The organism is Streptomyces muensis (assembly GCF_021474425.1).
Lineage (GTDB): Bacteria > Actinomycetota > Actinomycetes > Streptomycetales > Streptomycetaceae > Streptomyces > Streptomyces muensis.
This window is the reverse complement of the sequence record NZ_JAKEIP010000019.1, coordinates 1-20,157: the sequence shown is the minus strand read 5'-3', so window position 1 is coordinate 20,157 and position 20,157 is coordinate 1. Positions and strand designations below refer to the sequence as shown.

The 20,157-nt window shown below is 71.7% G+C and carries 20 protein-coding genes and 1 pseudogene; 11 read left to right on the top strand and 10 right to left on the bottom strand.

What is annotated here, in order from left to right:
- Positions 1 to 7 precede the first annotated feature (7 nt).
- Positions 8 to 1,348, top strand: coding sequence for an allantoinase AllB (gene allB, locus L0P92_RS07930; RefSeq protein WP_234761783.1), 1,341 nt, complete (start codon positions 8 to 10; stop codon positions 1,346 to 1,348).
- Positions 1,349 to 1,395: 47 nt separating this feature from the next.
- Positions 1,396 to 2,511 carry an allantoicase gene (gene alc / locus L0P92_RS07925; RefSeq protein ID WP_234761782.1) on the top strand — a complete coding sequence of 372 codons (1,116 nt, stop codon included), beginning with the start codon at positions 1,396 to 1,398 and terminating at the stop codon, positions 2,509 to 2,511.
- Positions 2,512 to 2,611: 100 nt separating this feature from the next.
- On the opposite strand, the gene L0P92_RS07920 is transcribed toward alc, so the two are convergent.
- A complete protein-coding gene (locus L0P92_RS07920) occupies positions 2,612 to 3,358 on the bottom strand; it encodes an SDR family oxidoreductase (RefSeq protein ID WP_234761781.1) in 747 nt (248 codons plus the stop codon).
- Positions 3,359 to 3,533: 175 nt separating this feature from the next.
- Here L0P92_RS07920 and L0P92_RS07915 point away from each other — a divergent pair, with 175 nt between their 5' ends.
- Complete coding sequence (locus L0P92_RS07915) at positions 3,534 to 4,160, top strand: dihydrofolate reductase family protein (RefSeq protein ID WP_234761780.1); 627 nt, start codon at positions 3,534 to 3,536, stop codon at positions 4,158 to 4,160.
- 132 nt (positions 4,161 to 4,292) lie between these two features.
- Here L0P92_RS07915 and L0P92_RS07910 read toward each other — a convergent pair.
- The 6 genes and pseudogenes from L0P92_RS07910 to L0P92_RS07885 form a co-directional block, all read right to left on the bottom strand.
- A pseudogene (locus L0P92_RS07910) lies at positions 4,293 to 5,150 on the bottom strand (sensor histidine kinase); the annotation flags it as partial.
- Positions 5,147 to 5,986 (bottom strand): SDR family oxidoreductase, encoded by an 840-nt coding sequence (locus L0P92_RS07905; RefSeq protein ID WP_234761828.1) that lies wholly within the window; start codon positions 5,984 to 5,986, stop codon positions 5,147 to 5,149. The gene L0P92_RS07905 and the pseudogene L0P92_RS07910, both read right to left, overlap by 4 nt.
- Positions 5,987 to 6,077: 91 nt before the next feature.
- Complete coding sequence (locus L0P92_RS07900; RefSeq protein ID WP_234761779.1) at positions 6,078 to 7,277, bottom strand: NAD(P)/FAD-dependent oxidoreductase; 1,200 nt, start codon at positions 7,275 to 7,277, stop codon at positions 6,078 to 6,080.
- A gap of 5 nt (positions 7,278 to 7,282) precedes the next feature.
- Positions 7,283 to 7,480, bottom strand: a complete 198-nt coding sequence (locus tag L0P92_RS07895; RefSeq protein ID WP_234761778.1) for a ferredoxin — start codon at positions 7,478 to 7,480, stop codon at positions 7,283 to 7,285.
- A 42-nt stretch (positions 7,481 to 7,522) separates the two neighbouring features.
- Complete coding sequence (locus L0P92_RS07890; RefSeq protein WP_234761777.1) at positions 7,523 to 8,764, bottom strand: cytochrome P450; 1,242 nt, start codon at positions 8,762 to 8,764, stop codon at positions 7,523 to 7,525.
- 247 nt (positions 8,765 to 9,011) lie between these two features.
- Positions 9,012 to 9,968 carry a LacI family DNA-binding transcriptional regulator gene (locus tag L0P92_RS07885; RefSeq protein WP_234761776.1) on the bottom strand — a complete coding sequence of 319 codons (957 nt, stop codon included), beginning with the start codon at positions 9,966 to 9,968 and terminating at the stop codon, positions 9,012 to 9,014.
- Between L0P92_RS07885 and L0P92_RS07880 the strand changes: the two genes are divergently transcribed.
- Positions 9,861 to 10,841, top strand: coding sequence for a sugar phosphate isomerase/epimerase family protein (locus L0P92_RS07880; RefSeq protein WP_273634012.1), 981 nt, complete (start codon positions 9,861 to 9,863; stop codon positions 10,839 to 10,841). The genes L0P92_RS07885 and L0P92_RS07880 overlap by 108 nt on opposite strands.
- A 140-nt stretch (positions 10,842 to 10,981) precedes the next feature.
- Complete coding sequence (locus L0P92_RS07875; RefSeq protein WP_234761774.1) at positions 10,982 to 11,683, top strand: bleomycin resistance protein; 702 nt, start codon at positions 10,982 to 10,984, stop codon at positions 11,681 to 11,683.
- A gap of 169 nt (positions 11,684 to 11,852) precedes the next feature.
- Here L0P92_RS07875 and L0P92_RS07870 read toward each other — a convergent pair whose 3' ends face one another.
- On the bottom strand, positions 11,853 to 12,239 hold the full coding sequence (locus L0P92_RS07870) for a guanyl-specific ribonuclease (protein WP_234761773.1): 387 nt from the start codon (positions 12,237 to 12,239) through the stop codon (positions 11,853 to 11,855).
- Between the two features lie 145 nt (positions 12,240 to 12,384).
- On the bottom strand, positions 12,385 to 12,585 hold the full coding sequence (locus L0P92_RS07865; RefSeq protein ID WP_234761772.1) for a hypothetical protein: 201 nt from the start codon (positions 12,583 to 12,585) through the stop codon (positions 12,385 to 12,387).
- Positions 12,586 to 12,764: 179 nt separating this feature from the next.
- On the opposite strand from L0P92_RS07865, the gene L0P92_RS07860 reads away from it, so the two are divergent.
- From L0P92_RS07860 to L0P92_RS07850, 3 genes are all read left to right on the top strand, one after another.
- Positions 12,765 to 14,009, top strand: a complete 1,245-nt coding sequence (locus tag L0P92_RS07860) for a sensor histidine kinase (RefSeq protein WP_234761771.1) — start codon at positions 12,765 to 12,767, stop codon at positions 14,007 to 14,009.
- 154 nt (positions 14,010 to 14,163) lie between these two features.
- Complete coding sequence (locus L0P92_RS07855; RefSeq protein ID WP_234761770.1) at positions 14,164 to 14,844, top strand: response regulator transcription factor; 681 nt, start codon at positions 14,164 to 14,166, stop codon at positions 14,842 to 14,844.
- A gap of 59 nt (positions 14,845 to 14,903) precedes the next feature.
- Positions 14,904 to 16,088, top strand: coding sequence for a cytochrome P450 family protein (locus L0P92_RS07850; RefSeq protein WP_234761769.1), 1,185 nt, complete (start codon positions 14,904 to 14,906; stop codon positions 16,086 to 16,088).
- A gap of 86 nt (positions 16,089 to 16,174) precedes the next feature.
- On the opposite strand, the gene L0P92_RS07845 is transcribed toward L0P92_RS07850, so the two are convergent.
- Positions 16,175 to 17,197, bottom strand: a complete 1,023-nt coding sequence (locus L0P92_RS07845; protein ID WP_234761768.1) for a Gfo/Idh/MocA family protein — start codon at positions 17,195 to 17,197, stop codon at positions 16,175 to 16,177.
- A 129-nt stretch (positions 17,198 to 17,326) separates the two neighbouring features.
- On the opposite strand from L0P92_RS07845, the gene L0P92_RS07835 reads away from it, so the two are divergent.
- The 3 genes from L0P92_RS07835 to L0P92_RS07825 all read left to right on the top strand — a co-directional run bounded on the left by L0P92_RS07835 (position 17,327) and on the right by L0P92_RS07825 (position 20,001).
- Entirely contained in the window at positions 17,327 to 18,064 is a 738-nt protein-coding gene (locus L0P92_RS07835) for a GntR family transcriptional regulator (RefSeq protein ID WP_308289658.1), read from the top strand.
- 207 nt (positions 18,065 to 18,271) lie between these two features.
- On the top strand, positions 18,272 to 19,423 hold the full coding sequence (locus L0P92_RS07830; RefSeq protein ID WP_234761826.1) for an ROK family glucokinase: 1,152 nt from the start codon (positions 18,272 to 18,274) through the stop codon (positions 19,421 to 19,423).
- On the top strand, positions 19,420 to 20,001 hold the full coding sequence (locus L0P92_RS07825) for a sugar kinase (protein ID WP_234761767.1): 582 nt from the start codon (positions 19,420 to 19,422) through the stop codon (positions 19,999 to 20,001). Before L0P92_RS07830 ends, L0P92_RS07825 begins: the two co-directional genes overlap by 4 nt.
- The last annotated feature ends 156 nt before the right edge of the window (positions 20,002 to 20,157 follow it).

The following is a 20,157-nucleotide window of genomic DNA, read 5'->3' as shown; positions in this document are numbered from 1 at the left end:
GGCCCGGGTGTCCGACGCTGAACTGGTGCTGCGCTCGACGCGAGTCATCACCCCGGAGGGGACGCGGGCCGCCACGGTCCTGGTCGCCGCCGGCAAGATCACGGCCGTACGAGAGCACGACGCCGAGACACCGGCCGGCGCCCGGCTGGAGGACCTCGGTGACGACGTCCTGCTGCCCGGCCTGGTCGACACGCACGTGCACGTCAACGACCCCGGCCGCACCGAGTGGGAGGGCTTCTGGACCGCCACGCGCGCGGCGGCCGCCGGCGGCATCACCACCCTCGTCGACATGCCGCTCAACTCGCTGCCGCCCACCACCACCGTCGACCACCTGCGCACCAAGCAGGACGTGGCTGCCGACAAGGCGCACATCGACGTCGGCTTCTGGGGCGGCGCCCTGCCCGACAACGTCAAGGACCTGCGCCCGCTGCACGAGTCCGGCGTCTTCGGCTTCAAGGCCTTCCTGTCGCCGTCCGGCGTGGACGAGTTCCCCCACCTCGACCAGGACCGGCTCGCCCAGTCCCTGGCGGAGATCGCCTCCTTCGGCGGACTGCTGATCGTGCACGCCGAGGACCCGCACCACCTCGACGCCGCCCCGCAGCAGGGCGGCCCCAGGTACGCCGACTTCCTCGCCTCACGCCCGCGCGACGCCGAGGACACGGCCATCGCCCAGCTGATCGCCCAGGCGAAGCGCCTCCACGCGCGCGTGCACGTCCTTCACCTGTCCTCGTCCGACGCGCTGCCGCTGATCGCCGAGGCCAAGCGGGACGGCGTACGGATCACCGTCGAGACCTGCCCGCACTACCTCACCCTCACCGCCGAGGAAGTCCCGGACGGCGCCAGCGAGTTCAAGTGCTGCCCGCCGATCCGCGAGTCCGCCAACCAGGACCTGCTGTGGCAGGCGCTGGCCGACGGCACCATCGACTGTGTGGTGACCGACCACTCGCCCTCCACGGCAGACCTCAAGACCGACGACTTCGCCACCGCCTGGGGCGGCATCTCCGGACTCCAGCTGAGCCTGGCCGCCGTATGGACCGAGGCCCGCAGGCGCGGGCACGGTCTGGAGGACGTGGTCCGCTGGATGTCCGCCCGGACGGCGCAGCTCGTCGGACTGGACCAGAAGGGCGCCATCGAGGCCGGCCGTGACGCCGACTTCGCGGTCCTCGCGCCCGACGAGAGCTTCACCGTGGACCCGGCCGCCCTCCAGCACCGCAACCGTGTGACGGCGTACGCGGGCAAGACCCTGTACGGCGTCGTGAAGTCCACCTGGCTGCGCGGCGAACGCATCGTCGCCGACGGCGAGTTCACCGACCCGAAGGGACGGCTGCTCACCCGCGCCACCCACTGACCCCCCGCACCCGCACCGGCCGACTCCAGAAAGGCAGAACCACCACCGTGACGGCGATACCCACCTTCACCGGCGACGCGAACCCCTACGGAGGCGGCGACCCGTACGCGGACTACCGCACCGCCGACTTCCCCTTCACCCAGTACGCCAACCTCGCCGACCGCAACCTCGGCGCCGGAGTCATCGCCGCCAACGACGAGTTCTTCGCCCAGCGCGAGAACCTGCTGGTGCCCGAGCGGGCCGAGTTCGACCCCGAGCACTTCGGGCACAAGGGCAAGATCATGGACGGCTGGGAGACCCGCCGGCGGCGCGGCGCCTCCGCCGGGCACCCCTGGCCGACGGCCGAGGACCACGACTGGGCGCTGGTGCGGCTGGGCGCGCCCGGTGTGATCCGCGGGATCGTCGTCGACACGGCCCACTTCCGCGGCAACTACCCGCAGGCCGTCTCCGTCGAGGGCACGTCCGTGCCGGGCTCGCCGTCGCCGGAGGAACTGCTGGCCGACGACGTGAAGTGGACGACGCTCGTGCCGCGCACGGCGGTGGGCGGACATGCGGCGAATGGTTTCTCCATCGACGTCGAGCAGCGCTTCACGCATCTGCGGGTCAACCAGCACCCCGACGGCGGCATCGCGCGGCTGCGCGTGTACGGCGAGGTGGCACCCGACCCGCAGTGGCTCGCGGTGCTCGGCACGTTCGACGTGGTCGCCCTGGAGAACGGCGGCCAGGTAGAGGACGCCTCCAACCTCTTCTACTCGCCCGCCACCAACACCATCCAGCCGGGCCGCTCCCGCAAGATGGACGACGGCTGGGAGACGCGCCGCCGCCGCGACCAGGGCAACGACTGGATCCGCTACCAGCTGGTCGCCCAGTCCCAGATCCGGGCGATCGAGATCGACACCGCGTATCTGAAGGGCAACAGCGCGGGCTGGGCGTCGGTCTCGGTGAAGGACGGCGAGGACGGCGAGTGGACCGAGATCCTCCCGCGCACCCGCCTGCAGCCCGACACCAACCACCGCTTCGTCCTGGACGCCCCCGCGGTGGGCACCCACGCGCGCGTGGACATCTTCCCGGACGGCGGCATCTCCCGGCTGCGGCTGCACGGCTCGCTGACCGAGCAGGGCGTCGCGGGGCTGGCGGCGCGCCACCAGGAGCTGGGCGGCTGACGCCCTGGTCCGCTGAAGCCGTGGGTCCGCCGAAGCCGCGGACCCGCTGAAACCCGTGGGGCGCACCGGCCGGGACAGCACCGGTGCGCCCCACGTCGTCTCACGCCGCGTGCCCGCCGTCCACCGCGAACTCGGCGCCCGTGACGTAATCCGCCCCGGCCAGGTACGCGACCGTCGACGCCACCTCGTCGGCCGTGCCGAACCGGCCCAGCGCGGTCATGGCCGCCTGGCCGGCCGCGTACGGCCCGTCCGCCGGGTTCATGTCGGTGTCGACGGGACCGGGGTGGACGATGTTCGCCGTGATGCCGCGCGGGCCCAGCTCGCGCGCCAGGGCCTTCGTCAGACCGATCAGGGCCGACTTGCTGGTCGCGTAGAGCGTCCCGCCGGGGCCCGGCACCCGCTGGGCCATACAGCTGCCGACCGTGATGATCCTGCCCCCGGCCGGCATACGGGCGGCCGCCGCCTGGGCGGTCAGGAAGACGCCCCGGACGTTCACCGCGAGGACCCGGTCCACATCCGTGAGCGCGAGCCCGTCCAGCGGGCCCAGCACGCCGACGCCCGCGTTGTTCACCAGCACGTCCAGGCCGCCCAGCGCCGACACGGTGCGCTCCACCGCGCCCGCCGCCTCGTCCGCGTCCGCGCTGTCCGCCCGCAGGGCCACCGCCCGGCGCCCCAGCGCCTCCACGGCCCGTACGACCTCCTCGGCCGCCTCCTTCCCGTTCACATAGGTCACGGCGACGTCCGCGCCCTCCCGCGCGAGCCGCAGTGCGGTCGCCGCGCCGATACCGCGGCTGCCGCCGGTGACCAGGGCCACCTTGCCGACGAGGGGTGCGTACGTGCTTGTCATGGGTGCGTGAGTCGTTGTCATACGTCCATCCCAGCGCCGCGCCGGCCGAAACGCTGGCGGCGAACGGACACCGAGATCCGGGGCGGAACGGGAAGGCCGCGCGGCGATGAGTTGCGGGTGCCGGACGGGTCTGAGGTGATGACAGCAGAACCCACCCCGGAAAGAGGCACCTCTCATGGGCAAGCTCGTCTCCACCCTCTTCGTCACGCTCGACGGCGTCTACCAGGCCCCCGGCGGCCCGGAGGAGGACACCCGCGGCCGCTTCGAGCACGGCGGCTGGAGCTTTCCGTACGCCGACGACGACTTCGGCCGGTTCATCAACGACGTCTTCGCACGCCCGGGAGCCTTCCTCCTCGGACGCCGTACGTACGACATCTTCGCCGCGTACTGGCCCAAGGTGACCGACCCCGCCGACCCGGTCGCCGGCAAGCTGAACGCCTTGCCGAAGTACGTCCCCTCCGCCACCCTCACCGACCCCGAGTGGGCCGGCACCACCGTGCTCGGCGGCGATCTCGCCAAGGAGGTCACCGCGCTCAAGGAGCGCACCGACGGCGAGCTCCAGGTCCACGGCAGCGGCGCCCTCGTCAGGTCGCTGCTGGCCCTCGGCCTGGTCGACACCCTCCATCTGCTGACCTTCCCGGTCGTGCTCGGCACCGGCCACCGCCTGTTCACGGAGGGCGCCGTACCCACCGCGTTCAAGCACTCGGGAGGCAGCGTCACCAGCACCGGTGTCACCATCAACTCCTACGACCTCGCGGGCCGCCCCGCATACGGCTCCTTCGCGCTCCCCGAGGACGCCTGACGTGGCGTACGCGTTGTCGTGCCCCTCGGCCATCAGCTTCAGCACCTCGCCCTCGCGGGGAGTGAGCGAGTCGAGGGGCGAGCCCTTGCGGCGGGTCAGGAGCTCGGAGACGACCTCGGGGTCCAGCGCGGTACCGCCCGCGGCGACCCGCACGCGCAGGCCGCGCCGGGCCCGGACGAGCTGGACCTCGGCGTGGGAAACCCCGCTGTACTTGGCGACGTTGGTCAGCGATTCGGCCACCACGAAGTACGCGGCCGCCTCCACCGCCGCCAGCGCCCGCACCGCACCGACGAGGCCGCGGTCGCTCAGGATCGGCGGGTGGATGCCGCGCACCACCTGCCGCAACTCGGTCAGTGCCTTCTCGGCCTGCCCTTGGGCTTCGTCCAGCAGCCCGAGGGCGGTCTCGTGATCACGGCCGTAGGCGCGCCTGGCGAGTCCGATCCGCATGGACAGCGCCACCAGGTGCGCCTGGGCGCCGTCATGCATCCCTTTCGATACGGCGCAGTTCGGCCTCGTGCGCGGCGATGGCGTCGGCCCGGGGCGCTGCCAGCTCCTCGACGCGGGCGGCCAGCCGCGCCTGCGGGGACGGCTTGAGCAGGGCGGTCGACCAGTCGGCCTCCAGGTCCGCCGGCCGCACGATCAGCGGCAGAACGACCGCCTCGCGGCGCAGCAACCCGCACCACACGCCGTCGACGACCAGCCCCACCGGCCACAGCGGCAGCGAGAGGGCGAGCAGCACGCCGTAGAACCAGTGGGCGACCATCCAGCGCAGACGGGGATCTTCACACCGGTCCACGCGGCGGTGAGGTTCCGCCGGATCAGCAGCACCGTCTCGGGCAGCAGCCGGGCACCGACGACCGCCACCGTGCCGATCGAGGTGATCAGCAGGACGGTGATGAAGATCCACATGCCGAACGCCAGCACCGCGGCGAGAAAGAGGTGGGCCGTGGCGCACGCGGCGCGGCGTACCGATCTCCGCGCCGTGCTCACCCGTGCCGCATGTGCCGGTGGAGCCACGCCGCCTGTCCGCCGTCGACGAGCAGGTCGGTGCCGGTGATGTACTGCGCCTGCGGGCCGGTGAGGAACGCCACGGCGTCGGCGATCTCGCCGGGGGTGCCGGGGCGGCCCGCGCCGCAGGCGTCGATCATCTTGAGCATGTGCTCCCCGGATTCCCCGTCGGCCTCCGCCTTCGCCATGGCGGTGGCGATGACGCCCGGGCTGATGGAGTTGACGCGGGCCCCGCGCCGGCTCCAGGCGAGCGCGGCGGCCTGCACCCGCACCAGGTTGGCGCGCTTGGCCAGGATGTACGCGGCGACCGCGTCGTCGCCGAGGGCCGTGACCGGGTCCAGAGCGAGCAGTTCCGCCGCGGGAGCCGTCGCGAGGTCGCTCTCGTCCTTGGCGCTGATCGAGGCCATGTGTCCGGCCATGCTGGCGACGCAGACCAGTGACGTGCCGCGGACGGCGACCTTCTCGAACGCCTCGATGACGTACACCGTGCCGAGCAGGTCGACGTCGAGGATCGTGCGCACCGACGCGGTCGCGGCGGAGACGCCCGCGGTGTGCACGACGGCGGTGAGCCGTCCGGCGTCCGCCGCGGTGCGGGCGAGCTTCTCGACCGACGCGCGGTCGGAGACGTCGGTCAGCACGCCCCGCGCGTCGTAGCCCTCGGCGCGCAACGCGTCGACGACCCGGTCGAGTTGCTCGCGGGAGGCGTCGGCGAGGACGAGTGTCCGCCCGCTGCCCAGTCGCCGCGCGACCGCCGTTCCCATGCCGCCTGCTCCGGTGACGACGACCACGTCACGCGCGTCGTCCGTGTGGTTCCACATGAACATCCCTCCTGGTTGTCCGCACTGTCGGATGGCGTCCGGCAGCGGCTCACGGAAGCCGCCGAGTCCGTGCCGGACGACGGTCATCGGGTCAGGCCACCTTGGTCGTGCCGGCGGACGGTCTCCCGGCCGGTACGGCCTCGTCCCAGGCCGTACCGGCCGCGATGGCCTGCCGCCAGCCGCGGACGACCTTGGGCGGCATGCCGACCGAGAGGACGCCGACCAGCTTCTCGCCGGTGCGGTAGGCGGCGACGAACCGGCGCTCGGCCAAGTCGCCGTCCACGAGGACGACTTCGTCGTGGCCGCGCAGATGGCCGTACGCCTGGATCTTCATGTCGTACTGGTCCGACCAGAAGTACGGCACCGGCGCGAACGGCCTGCGGTCCTCCCGCGCGGTGAGCAGGTTGCGGGCCGCGGCCATGCCCTGCTCGGCGGCGTTGGTGCGGTGCTCGATCCGCATCGCCACCCCGAACAGCGGGTTGTGCCAGCGGGCGACATCCCCGGCCGCGTACACGCCCTGGGCGGCCTCGCAGTACTGGTCGCAGACCACCCCGTCGCCCACCGCGAGACCGCTGTCCGCCAGCCACTCGGTGTTGGGCAGCGAACCGACAGCGACCAGGACCTCGTCGGCCTCGACCACCTCGCCGTCCGCGAGCCGCACCCCGCCGTGAGTCACCTCGGTCACGGTGACCCCGGTGCGCAGTTTCACCCCGTTGTCGCGATGGGCCCGGGACAGCACCCGGCCGACCTCGGTGCCGACCGCGTGGGCCAGCGGGACGGGGGCGGGTTCGAGCAGGGTCACCTCGCAGCCCAGGCGCCAGGCCACGGCGGCGGCCTCGGCTCCGAGGAATCCGGCGCCCACCACGACCAGTCGGCTGCCCGGCGTCAGCTTCTCGCGCAGGGCGAGGGCGTCGTCCATGGTGCGCAACACGTGCGCGCCCTCCCCGGGCAGCCGGCGCGGCCGTACCCCGGTGGCCACGATCAGTCCGTCGTACGGCACGGCCGAGCCGTCGGCCAGACGCACCGTACGGTCCGTCACGTCCAGCCCGGTCGCCGCGAGTCCCAGCCGCAGGTCGAGGTCCAGGGCGTCGAGGTCCGCGTACGGGCGCAGGGGCAGCTGCTCGGTGCTCCACTCCCCGGCGAGGATCTGCTTGGACAGCGGGGGACGGTCGTACGGGGCATGCGGCTCGTCGCCGACGAGGGTGAGCGTGCCGTCGTATCCCTCCCGGCGCAGGGTCTCGGCGGCCGCGAGCCCGGCGGCCGAGGCGCCGACGACCACGATCCGGCGCATCGGGGTCACTGCTCCACCAGCCGGATCGCCGCGGCCGGGCAGATCGCCACGGCCTCACGCACCTCGTCCAGGAGCTCGTCGTCGGGCTGTTCCTGGAGCAGGATCGCCACGCCGTCCTCGTCACGCTGGTCGAAGACGTCGGGGGCGGCCATCACACACTGCCCCGACGCCACGCACTTGGGTAGGTCCAGTTCCACACGCATGGGTGTCACCTCGGTCTTTCTCGGTTCTTCGTGGGGGAGGGGTCACCAGGCGACGGGCAGGCCGCGCACGCCGTAGGTGGTGCCGGTGTGGTCGAACTCCAGGTCCGCGACGTCGGCGGCGAGCCGCAGGGTGGGGATGCGGCGGTACAGGGTGCCGTAGGCGACCTGGAGTTCCAGGCGGGCCAGGTTCTGGCCCAGGCACTGGTGGGGGCCGTAGCCGAACGCCTGGTGGATGCGGGCCGGGCGGGTGATGTCGAGGCGTTCGGCCTCGGGGAAGACCTCGGGGTCCCAGTTGGCCGCGTGCAGGTCGAAGATCATGCCGTCGCCCTTGCGGATGACGACGTCACCGATCTCGATGTCGTCCCTGGCGACCCGGCGCACCCCGGTCTGGACGATGCTGAGGTAACGCAGCACCTCGTCGACCGCGTTCGCGATCACCTTGGGGTCCTCGGTCGCCCGCAACAGGGCGAGCTGGTCGGGGTGCTGGAGGAAGGCGAGGGTGCCGAGGCTGAGCATCGTCGTGGTGGTCTCGTGACCGGCGATCAGCATCGCCACGCCCATGTGGACGGCCTCGGTGTGGGACATCTCGCCGGCCTGCACCCGGCCGGCCATCTCCGTGAGCACGTCCTCGCCGGGCTCGGTCGCCTTCTTGGTGAGCAGGTTGTCCAGATACGCGGCCAGGTCGCCGCTGGCCTTCCGGGCCACCTCAGGCGCCACCGCGCCGTCCAGTACCACGCCGCTGTTGTGCTGGAAGAAGTCGTGGTCCTCGTACGGCACCCCGAGCAGCTCGGCGATCACCAGCGACGGCAGCGGGAACGCGAACGCCTTGAGCAGGTCGGTGGGGTTCGGGCCGGCCAGCATGGCGTCGATGAGCTCGTCGACGATCTTCTGGATCGGCGCCCGCATCTTCTCGATCCGCTTTACCACGAACGGCCCGTTGACCGTCCGCCGCAGCCGTGTGTGCTCCGGCGCGTCCGTGTTCGTGATCAGGCGCGGGGTCACCGGCGCGATCTCCGCGCGGTGTGCGTTCACGTAGGGGAAGCCGGGGTCGAGGTCGTCGTCGCTGACGCGGGGGTCGGGCAGCAGGGCCCGCTGGTCGGCGTGCCGGGTGATGAGCCAGGGGGTGGTGCCGTTCCAGATCCGTACCTTTGTGATCGGTTTCTCGGCCCGCAACGCCTGCGTGGTCGGGGCGGGAGCCAGCGGGCACTCCGCCGCCCGGGGCAGCGGGTACTCCGGCAGCGGCGCGGCCGCACCCGTGACAGGGCATGACAGGGCATCGGTCATGGCATCTCCTCGGTGAGGTGGGGGGGATCCGGCCGGAAGGGCGGCCCGGAATCCGGAGATACGGCGATCGAGTGGCTCGACCACGAGTAGCGAAGCGGAGCCGGCTGACAACTCCCGGCCAGTGCCCTGACACCTAGCTGACGTGACGCACTTCATAGGCCGGGGGCGAGCGAACCTGGGCGGAATGCCCCGCCCCGCAGGGCACTTGGCCTGTCCCCTCAGAACTCTGTGAGCGGTGAACCCCGGGTCAGGCGAGCTCGGCTGTCGTGCCGCGGGGGACGAGATGTGGGGGCAGGACGACTTCGCGGGGCTCGGTCCGGCCCTGGTCGAGGCGCTCGACGGCGGCGGCGACCGCGTGCCGGGCCTGCTCCCGGGCCCCCTGGCTGACGGTGGTCAGGTTGAAGCAGCTGAGCCGGGAGAGGGTGTCGTCGTCGTAGCCGGCCACGGAGACCTCGCCCGGGACGGCGATGCCGGCGCGGGCGAGGGCGGTCAGGACGCCGATGGCGCTCTGGTCGTTGTAGGCGAGGACGGCGGTGGGCAGGTCGCCGCCGTCCAGGAGCTGGCGTGCGGCGCGTTCGCCGGCCGCTTCCGTGGTGTCGCCGTGCAGGATGCGGATGTGCCCGTCCAGGCCATGGCGGCGCATGGCGGTGCGGTAGCCCCGGCGCCGGTCGGTGGCGATGACGCCCTTGCCGCCGTCGACGTACGTGATCGCGCGGTGGCCGAAGGCCACCAGGTGGTCGACGATCTGTCCCACACCGTCTTCGTCCGCGCTGCGTACGACGTCCAGGGCGGCGTCGGTGACACGGCGGCCGACGGCGATGACGGGCGCCTTGTTGTCGAAGGCGGCGAGCGCTTCGGCGGCCGAGGTCGGGCCGAGCAGGATCAGGGCCTCGCTGCGGAAGGCCAGGAGTGTCTCGACGGCGGTGTGTTCGTCGCGGGTGCGGGTCTGGGTGCTCAGGACGAGGTCGTAGCCGACCTCCTCGGCCGCGGTGTGCAGGTGCTCGACGAGTTCGGCGTGGAAGGGGCTGTGGATGTCGACCATGACGCCGAGCAGTCGGCTGCGCCTGCTGGCGAGGGTGCTGGCGGTGCGGTCCACCTGGTAGCCGAGGTCGGCGGCTGCCTTCAGGACGCGCCGACGGGTCCGCTCGCTGGGACCGGGCACCCCGCGCAGCACCAGGGACACCGACGCCGTGGACAGCCCCACCCGCGCGGCCCGGTCGACCTGCTGCTGTCCTCGGCAAAGGCACGCGCGGAGTACCTGGCGGTCTTCGCCGACCGCGGCATGGAACTGACCGGCCTGAACTGCAACGGCAACCCGCTCAACCCCCTCCCCGGGATCGGCCCCAAGCACGCCGACGACCTGCGCCGCACCATCCGCCTCGCCGGCCTGCTCGGCGTCAAGCACGTCGTCACCATGTCCGGCACGCCCGGCTCCGACCCGGACGCCAGGTACCCCTCCTGGGTCGTCAACCCCTGGGACGGCGTCTACATGGACGTCCTGGACTACCAGTGGGGCGTGGCCGTCGAGTTCTGGAAGGAGATCGACGCCCTCGCCCGGGAGAACGACGTCCGGGTCGCCATCGAGATGCACCCGCACAACGTCGTCTTCTCACCGGTGACCTTGAAGCGGCTGGTCGACGAGGGCGGTCTGACGAACGTCGGCGCCGAGATGGACCCGTCCCATCTGATGTGGCAGGGCATGGACGTCGTCGCCTCCATCAAGTGGCTGGGCCCGCTGGTGTTCCACGCCGCCGCGAAGGACGCGACGCTGTGCCCCGGCGCCGACATCCGGGGCGTCCTGGACACGTCCTTCACCCGTGTGCCGGCCGACGCCGACGGCAAGGTCCCCACCGGCTACGGCTTCTGGTGCAACGCCTGGCCCGGGAACCCGGCGTGGAAGTTCGTCGCCGTCGGCCTCGGCAACGACGTCCCCTTCTGGACGGAGTTCCTGCGCGCCCTCGCCGAGGTCGCCCCGGACATGGCCGTGAACATCGAGCACGAGGACGCGGCCTACTCCCGGACGGAAGGCCTCGCCCTCGCCGCGAAGAACCTGCACAGCGCGGCGGCAGCCCTCTGACACCCGCCGCCTTGCACGGCCCCGATCCCGCGCGTCGGGAACGGGGCCACACACACCCATCCCGCCGCACTCGACGTGCCTCATGCCCTTATCGCTCAACAACCCGGGCGCTGCTATTCAAATTTGACTAGACTGTCGGCATGGAAGAGAAGACCATCCCGATCCTGCCCTGCCGGACCATCCAGCCTGTTCTCGACTTCTACGCCGCCCTCGGGTTCAAGGTGACCTTCCAACAGAAGAGCCCCAACCCGTACGCAGTCGTGGAGCGCGGCGGTATTCAGCTCCACTTCTTCGGAATGAAGCAGTACGAGCCGGCCGAGTCATACAGCACGTGCTACATCCACACCGATGACGTCGACGGGCTGCACGAGGCCTTCCGGGGCAGGCTCAAGGCGGCGTACGGGAGAATCCCGACCCGTGGGCTGCCGCGCATCGGGCCGCTGAGGGACATGTCGTACGGCATGCGACAGTTCCTTGTCACCGATCCGGGCGGCAACTGCCTACGCATCGGGCAGCGGACGAGCCAGGACCAGCACCACCGCCCCGCACCCGGGGAAACCTTTTCCCGAGCGCTTCATCACGCATCCCTGCTCGCGGACTCGAAGGACGACCCCGCGGGCGCCGCGAAGGTCATCGATCGGGTGCTGCGCATCGAGGACGAGCGGCCCACGCCCGTGCAGTTGCTTCGCCTTCTCGTGCTGCGTGCGGACGTCGCCGGGCGCCTCGATGACGAAGAGACCGCGAGGTCCGCGCTCGCCCAGGCCGCCGCAGTCCACCTCACCGACCAGGAGCGGGAGTCGGTCGCTGACGACCTCGAACGCCTGGAGGAGCTGGGGGGCTGAGGCTGCCTTGAAGGCGCTGATCACGGCTTGGCGTCGTCACCGCCGCAGTTGGGTCATACAGGGAGCCGGAAGCCCGACTGAACGCGGACCGGGCCTCCGGCTTGTCTCGCTGTGCCTCGACGCCTCGATGTGGGGGGGGGAGGGAGGAGGCGGCCTGTTCGACCTCGGCTCAGCAGCCGTAGTTGATCAGGTCGAAGGAGGCGTAGTGGTCCGCCGTGTAGTAGTCCTCCTGGCGCTCCTCGCCGGTGACGATGCGGCGCGCGCCGCGGGTGGGGGAGCCGGGCGTGATCACGGTGTACTCGTGATAGTAGCCAGAGGACTGACTGGGCAGGATGCCTTCCCGGTTCTGGAAGACGGTGCCGTCCTGCGGGTAGGGGTAGGGGCCGCCCTGCTCGATCAGCTCCAGCGTGTCATGGGCCTGGGAGGGCAGGTCGCCGTAGCAGATGCTGCCGACCGCGGCGGCCGCCGGGGTCGCGGTGACGGTGCCTCCGACGAGGAGGGCGGAGAGGACGGCGGCTGCGGCGCCGATGCGGCTGATTCGTGGGGGGAATCTCATGGGTTCATGATGACGCGCGTAGACAGTGGCATGTCAATGACAACGATGCAGAATTTCCCGGCAAGTCCGATGAGTTTTCGCGGAGTTAACTTGCGACCCAGCGTCACCATGTTGCCCTCACACCTGGTGGAGGTGCGGTCCGCGTTCAGCCGGACTTCCGGCTCTCGGCGGCCGCGAACAGCGCGACGGCCAGTACGAGCAGGGCGATGCTCGCGTAGATCCCGTAGCCGTCGAGGAAGCCGATCCGCTGGACGAGACCCCAGTCCCAGTCGGTGAACTCGGTCAGCAGACCCGCTACGCCCTGCAGCAGGGCGATGACTCCGAGGAACTCCAGCAAGTGCTTCATGCCATGACTCTCGCCCCGCGGATCCCCCACGCCAATCGGCCGAGGGGCGAGCCATGGCCGACGGAAGTTCCGGTTCCGGGTGGCCCGCCGCGTCGAAAGTCGGCGATGGCACGACTTTGGTCGGTGATCGGGCCGGAGGAGGCGCGCGGAGGGCCGGCCACTGCGTAGATTTGTCGATCGTGAGTGGTGACAAGCCGGAACCCGTACCGCAGGCGTTCGCGGGGCGGCGCTGGCTGCTGCCCTCTGCCCTGATCAAGGAGTTCGACTCCGAGGTCGCGCGCTCGGGGCGAGTGCGGCGCACCGCCCGCGACTGGGTGGTGGACTTCTCCTGCTTCCTGCTGGCCGTGTTCATCGGGCTGCTGGCCGCGGACACGATAAGGAAAGAGGATCTCCCGGCCGGCTACGCCGCCTTCGACCAGCTCGTCGGCGCGCTCTCCTGCGCCGCCGTCTGGCTGCGCCGCCGCTGGCCGTTCGGGCTCGCCGTCGCGATGGTGCCGGTCACCCTCGTGTCGGCCGCGGCGGGCGGCGCCAGCCTGATCGCCCTGTTCACGCTCGCCGTGCACCGGCCCTTCAGGTATGTGGCCTGGGTGGCCGGGGCGTACGCCGCCGTGACCGGGGTGTTCTACTGGTTCCGCCCCGACCCCGATCTGTCCTACGGCTGGATCGTCGCCCTGGCCTCGCTGCTGACCGTCGCGGTCGTCGGCTGGGGCATGCTCGCCCGGTCCAAACGGCAGCTTCTGCTCAGCCTGCGCGACCGAGCCCGGCGGGCCGAGACAGAGGCGCAGCTGCGGGCCGAACAGGCGCAGCGGCTCGCCCGTGAGGCCATCGCCCGGGAGATGCACGACGTCCTCGCGCACCGGCTGACGCTGCTCAGCGTGCACGCGGGCGCGCTGGAGTTCCGGCCCGACGCGCCCCGCGAGGAGATCGTGCGGGCGGCCGGCGTCATCCGGGAGAGCGCCCACGAGGCCCTCCAGGACCTACGGGAGATCATCGGCGTGCTGCGGGCGGGCGATCCCGACGACACCGGCCGCCCCCAGCCGACCCTCGCGGCGCTGGAGACGCTGGTCACCGAGTCCCGCGAGGCCGGTATGAAGGTCGCCCTCGACCAGCACGTCACCGACCCCGCCGCCGTCCCCGCCTCCGTCGGCCGCACCGCCTACCGCATCGCCCAGGAGGGCCTGACCAACGCCCGCAAGCACGCGCCCGGCACGGAGGTCACGGTCACGGTGACCGGCGCACCGGGCGAGGGCCTGTCCGTGGCGGTGCGCAATCCCGCGCCCGAGGGCGAGGTCCCGCATGTTCCCGGCTCCGGACAGGGGCTGATCGGGCTGACGGAACGGGCGACGCTGACGGGCGGGCGGCTGGAGCACGGGCCCGGGGCGGACGGGGGGTTCGAGGTGCGGGCGTGGCTGCCGTGGGGGTGACCGCCGTCACCTCGGGAGCGGGCGCCGTCGCCTCGGGAGCGGGGCGCTCAACGGGCGCTCCGGCGCTCGCTGTTGCGCGCCGCGCCGCGTTCCGGACGGGGACCGCGAGCCGTCCGGCTCCGTCACCCCGTACAACCGTGATTACGTAAGCCACATGACTGCGATCAGACTCCTCCTCGTCGACGACGACCCGTTGGTCAGGGCCGGGCTGTCCTTCATGCTGGGCGGCGCCGACGACATCGAGATCGTCGGCGAGGCGGCCGACGGGGACGAGGTCGAGACGCTGGTCGACCGCACCCGACCGGACGTGGTCCTGATGGACATCCGGATGCCCTCGGTCGACGGGCTGACCGCCACGGAGCGGCTGCGCGGCAGGAAGGACGCCCCGCAGGTCGTGCTGCTGACCACGTTCCACGCCGACGAGCTGGTGCTGCGCGCCCTGCGGGCCGGCGCCGCCGGGTTCGTGCTCAAGGACACCCCGCCGGCCGAGATCGTCGACGCGGTGCGCCGGGTCGCGGCCGGAGACCCGGTGCTGTCGCCCACCGTGACCCGCCAGTTGATGGACCACGCGGCCGGCGCCGCCGCCGACACCCGCCGGGCACGCGCGCGTGAGCGGCTCGCCGCCCTCAACGACCGCGAGCGCGAGGTCGCCGTCGCGGTGGGCCGGGGGCTGGCCAACGCCGAGATCGCCGCGGAGCTGTTCATGAGCGTCGCCACCGTGAAGACCCATGTCTCCCGCGTCCTGGCCAAGCTCGACCTCAACAACCGTGTGCAGATCGCCCTGTTGGCGTACGACGCGGGGCTTCTGGAGGAACTGGAGGAGGACGGGCACTAGTCGACGCGCCCGCGCGTTCTCGAGGTGGTGGGAGCGGAGGTGCCGGGAGGGGGAGCGTCATGGTGGAAGCCATCGATCTGGGGGAGTTCGGCGAGGGATTCCGTGCCGACCCGCATCCCGTGTACGCGCGGTTGCGTGAGCGCGGGCCGGTGCACCGGGTGCGGCTGCCGGTGCCGGACGCGCACCATGAGACGTGGCTCGTCGTGGGGTACGAGGAGGCGCGCGCGGCGCTCGCCGACCTGCGGCTGGCCAAGGACGGCGGCAAGATCGGGTTGACCTTCCTCGACGAGCAGCTGATCGGGAAGTATCTGCTGGTCGCCGACCCGCCCCAGCACACCCGGCTGCGCGGGCTCATCACGCGCGCGTTCACGATGCGGCGCGTCGAGGAACTCCGGCCGCGGATCCAGCAGATCACCGACGAACTGCTCGACGCGATGCTGCCGCACGGCCGGGCCGACCTCGTCGACGCGTTCGCCTACCCGCTGCCCATCACCGTGATCTGCGAGCTGCTGGGCGTGCCCGAGATGGACCGTACGGAGTTCCGCAAGCTGTCCACGGAGGCGGTCGCGCCGACCAGCGCGGAGAGCGAACACGACGCCTTCGTGCGTCTCGCCGAGTACCTCACCGAACTCATCGAGGACAAGCGCTCCACCGGGCCGGGCGCCGACCTGCTCAGCGACCTGATCCGCACCACCGCCGAGGACGGCGACCGGCTCTCGCCGCAGGAACTGCGCGGCATGGCCTTCATCCTGCTCATCGCCGGCCACGAGACCACGGTCAACCTCATCACCAACGCCGTCCACGCCCTGCTGACGCATCCGGACCAACTGGCCGCCCTGCGCGCCGACATGACCCTCCTCGACGGCACTGTCGAGGAGGCGCTGCGGTACGAGGGCCCGGTGGAGAACGCGACGTTCCGGTTCGCCGCCGAGCCGCTGGAGATCGCCGGGGTGCCGATCGCACAGGGCGACGCCGTGATGGTCGGCCTCACCGCCGCCGACCGTGACGCGGCCCGCTTCCCGGCCGCGGACCGCTTCGACATCCACCGCGACACCCGCGGCCACCTCGCCTTCGGCCACGGCATCCACTACTGCCTGGGCGCACCCCTGGCCCGCCTGGAGGCCCGCACAGCGATACGTTCCCTACTCGACCGCGCCCCGCACCTGGCCCTGGCCGGTGTACCGGGCGAGTGGCTGCCGGGCCCGCTGATGCGCGGGGTGCGGAGCCTGCCGGTGCGCTGGTAGGGGGCCGCCGTCGAGGCGCGTCCGGCCACCACGGGGGCGGCCCGGGACCTTCTCAGAGACCGCAGCCGGCGTTCAGCGCTCGGCCGTCACAGAGCCGCAGCCGAGGTTCCGCCCAAGAGTTCTGCGAGTGCGACCGGTCTTCGTTCTCGTCGTGACACCTCGCATGCCTCCGCGACCCGTAGTGCCTGTAGGGCCTCGCGGCCGTCGCAGGGGTTGGCGCGCTCGCCGCGTACCACCTCCACGAAGGCGTTCAGCTCGGCCTCGTAGGCCGGTCCGAAACGCTCCAGGAACCCGGACCACGGCTTGTCCGCAGCGGGCGGCCCGGTCGGCTCGGTGGAGGCGATCGGCGTGCGGTCGTCCAGGCCCACCACGATCTGGTCCGACTCCCCGGCCAGCTCCATGCGCACGTCGTATCCGGCGCCGTTCAGCCGCGTCGCCGTGGCGGTGGCGAGCGTGCCGTCGTCCAGGGTGAGCACCGCCGCGGCCGTGTCGACGTCGCCCGCCGCACGGAACATCGCGGGCCCGGCGTCGGATCCGGCGGCGTACACGTCGACGACTTCGCGCCCGGTGACCCAGCGCAGCATGTCGAAGTCGTGGATCAGCGTGTCCCGGTACAGCCCACCGGACAGCGGCAGCCACGCGGCCGACGGCGGCGACTGGTCGCTGGTCAGCGCCCGCACCGTGTGCAGCCGCCCGAGCCGGCCGGACCGTACCGCCTCGCGCGCGCCGACGTACCCCGCGTCGAAGCGGCGCTGGAAACCCATCTGAAGCACCGTGCCGGCCGTCTCCACCTCCCCGATCGCCTGCAGCGTGCCCGGCAGATCGAGCGCGATGGGCTTCTCGCAGAAGACCGGCAGCCCCGACCTAGCTGCACGACCGATCAGTTCGGCGTGGGCCGACGTCGCCGTCGTGATCACCACCGCGTCCACGCCCCACCGGAAGATCTCGTCCACCCCCGGCGCGGCTGTCTCCCCCAGCCGGTGTGCCAGCTCCTGGGCCCGCGCGGCGTCCGCGTCCGTGAGGATCAGCGAGCCGACGTCGCGGTGCCGGCTGAGCGTGTTGGCGTGGATCCTGCCGATGCGGCCCGTGCCGATGACCCCGATGCGCATGGAAACAAAGTGCGGGTTCAGTGTGCGCGCTGTCAATGCAAATGTCCGGACAATCGAACTACACGACTTCCCGTCAACAACGCGTAGAGCTACAGTCAGGCCGTGCCGAAACCAGAAGTGGACCCGACCGTGGAACTCGAGCTCAGTGTGGACCGGAGCAGTCCGGTGCCGTTGTACTTCCAGCTGTCCCAGCAGCTCGAAGCCGCGATCGAGCACGGAGCGCTCACCCCCGGCAGCCTGCTGGGCAACGAGATCGAACTCGCCGCACGCCTCGGCCTGTCCCGGCCGACCGTCCGCCAGGCCATCCAGTCACTGGTCGACAAGGGCCTGCTGGTGCGCCGCCGCGGCGTGGGTACCCAGGTCGTGCACAGCCAGGTCAAGCGCCCGCTGGAGCTCAGCAGCCTCTACGACGACCTGGAGTCGGCCGGCCAGCGCCCGGCCACCAAGGTGATCGTCAACACCGTCGTCCCGGCGTCCGCCGAGGTCGCCGCCGCGCTCGGCGTCGCCGAGGACAGCGACGTGCACCGGATCGAGCGGCTGCGCCTCGCGCACGGTGAGCCGATGGCATACCTGTGCAACTTCCTGCCGCCCGCCCTGCTCGACCTGGACACCGCACAGCTGGAGGCCACCGGCCTCTACCGGCTGATGCGCGCCGCCGGGATCACCCTGCACAGCGCCCGGCAGACCATCGGCGCCCGCGCCGCCACCGCGACGGAGGCCGAACGCCTCGCCGAGGAGGAGGGCGCGCCCCTGCTCACGATGCAGAGGGTGACGTTCGACGACACCGGCCGGGCGGTGGAGTACGGCACGCACATGTACCGTCCGAGCCGCTACTCCTTCGAGTTCCAGCTGTTGGTCAGGTCGTAGACGGACCGCGCGGTACGTAGCAATGTCAGGACAATGCGACGCCGCTGGACCGCGACGCCCGGTGAGGGGCGCAGGGCCGTATCGATCTGCGGCTCCGCCACGCGGGCGCGACAAGCCCCCGACGACCCGGAGCCGGCACTGGGCGTGGACCACCCCGTTGCTCCCCCGTTCGGCACCCACCGTGAGCGTGCGGCAGAATCGGGCCTGATGAGCACCTACCGCGACTTCACCGCCCCCATCGGCTCCCGGCGAGCCCCCGTGCTCCGCACCGTGGGACCCCGGGAGCGCCGCTCACACCTGACCGCGCCCCGGGTGCCGACCGTCGGGATCGACATCGGCGGCACGAAGGTCATGGCGGGCGTCGTAGACGCCGACGGCAACATCCTGGAGAGGCTCCGCACGGAGACCCCGGACAAGTCCAAGAGCCCGAAGGTCGTCGAGGACACGATCGTCGAGCTGGTCCTCGACCTGTCCGACCGGCACGACGTGCACGCCGTCGGCATCGGCGCGGCCGGCTGGGTCGACGCCGACCGCAACCGCGTCCTGTTCGCGCCCCACCTGTCCTGGCGCAACGAACCCCTCAGGGACCGCCTCGCCGGCCGCCTCGCCGTGCCCGTGCTGGTCGACAACGACGCCAACTCGGCCGCCTGGGCCGAATGGCGCTTCGGCGCCGGCCGCGGCGAGGACCACCTCGTCATGATCACGCTGGGCACCGGCATCGGCGGCGCGATCCTGGAGGACGGGCAGGTCAAGCGCGGCAAGTACGGCGTCGCAGGCGAGTTCGGCCATATGCAGGTCGTGCCCGGCGGCCACCGCTGCCCGTGCGGCAACCGCGGCTGCTGGGAGCAGTACAGCTCCGGCAACGCACTGGTCAGGGAGGCACGCGAGCTGGCCGCCGCCGACTCGCCGGTGGCCTACGGGATCATCGAGCACGTCAAGGGCAACATCGGCGACATCACCGGCCCGATGATCACCGAACTGGCCCGCGAGGGCGACGCGATGTGCATCGAGCTGCTCCAGGACATCGGCCAGTGGCTCGGCGTCGGCATCGCCAACCTCGCGGCCGCCCTGGACCCGTCCTGCTTCGTGATCGGCGGCGGTGTGTCGGCCGCCGACGACCTGCTGATCGGCCCCGCGCGGGACGCCTTCAAACGCCACCTCACCGGCCGCGGCTACCGCCCGGAGGCCCGCATCACCCGCGCCCAGCTCGGCCCCGAGGCCGGCATGGTCGGCGCCGCCGACCTGGCCCGCCTGGTCGCGCGCCGCTTCCGCCGCGCCAACCGCCGCAGGGTCGAACGGTACGAGCGCTACGCGCGGTTCGCCGAGGCCCGCAGGTCCTCGTCGCAGGGGTCGGCGTGACCGTGTCCGTACCCCGTCAGGCCGACTCCCCGGACGAGCCGCAGCGGCCGCCCGAGGACCGCAGTCACATGATCCGCCGCAGGGCGCTCACCCTGCTCATCATCGTCCTGCTCATCGGCGTCCCGGCCGGCTACCTGGTGATCTCCGCCAACCAGAGCCGCGACAGCGGCAAGGACAAGGAGGAGAAGTACTCGGCGACCGGCCTCACCGAGGGCTGGCCCTCGCGGGTCCAGCGCCGCCTGTACCAGATCCCGGTGCCGGACCCGTCGTACAAGGTCGCCTACTACGAGACGAACAACTGGAAGACCAGCCGTCTCTACGTCCAGTTCCAGACGGCCGACAAGAACATGGACTGGTTCCTGCGGACCATCGGGGTCACCCGGGACGACCTGAAGCCGGACGCCATCACCATCGGCGCCCGCGACCAGAAGATCACCGGCTGGGACTTCTCGGGACCCGGCCCCTGGTACGGCTTCGTCCACAAGCAGAAGAACCCGGCGCCCACCCAGGACGTCGTCGTGAACATGTCCGACCCGGACAATCCGTTCGTGTACGTCGTCTCGCGCACGGTCCCCTGACCGCCCCGTGAACCCCGTGAGGTCTTCGGCCCGGGCCGGTCGCCGGGACCGATTGTCAGACCCCGCCCGTAGAGTCGAAGACGGTTGATCCGACTCGTGGGCGGGAGGTGGCAGGACGTATGAGGAACGGCATCGCGGTGGCCGAGCGCGCGGGGG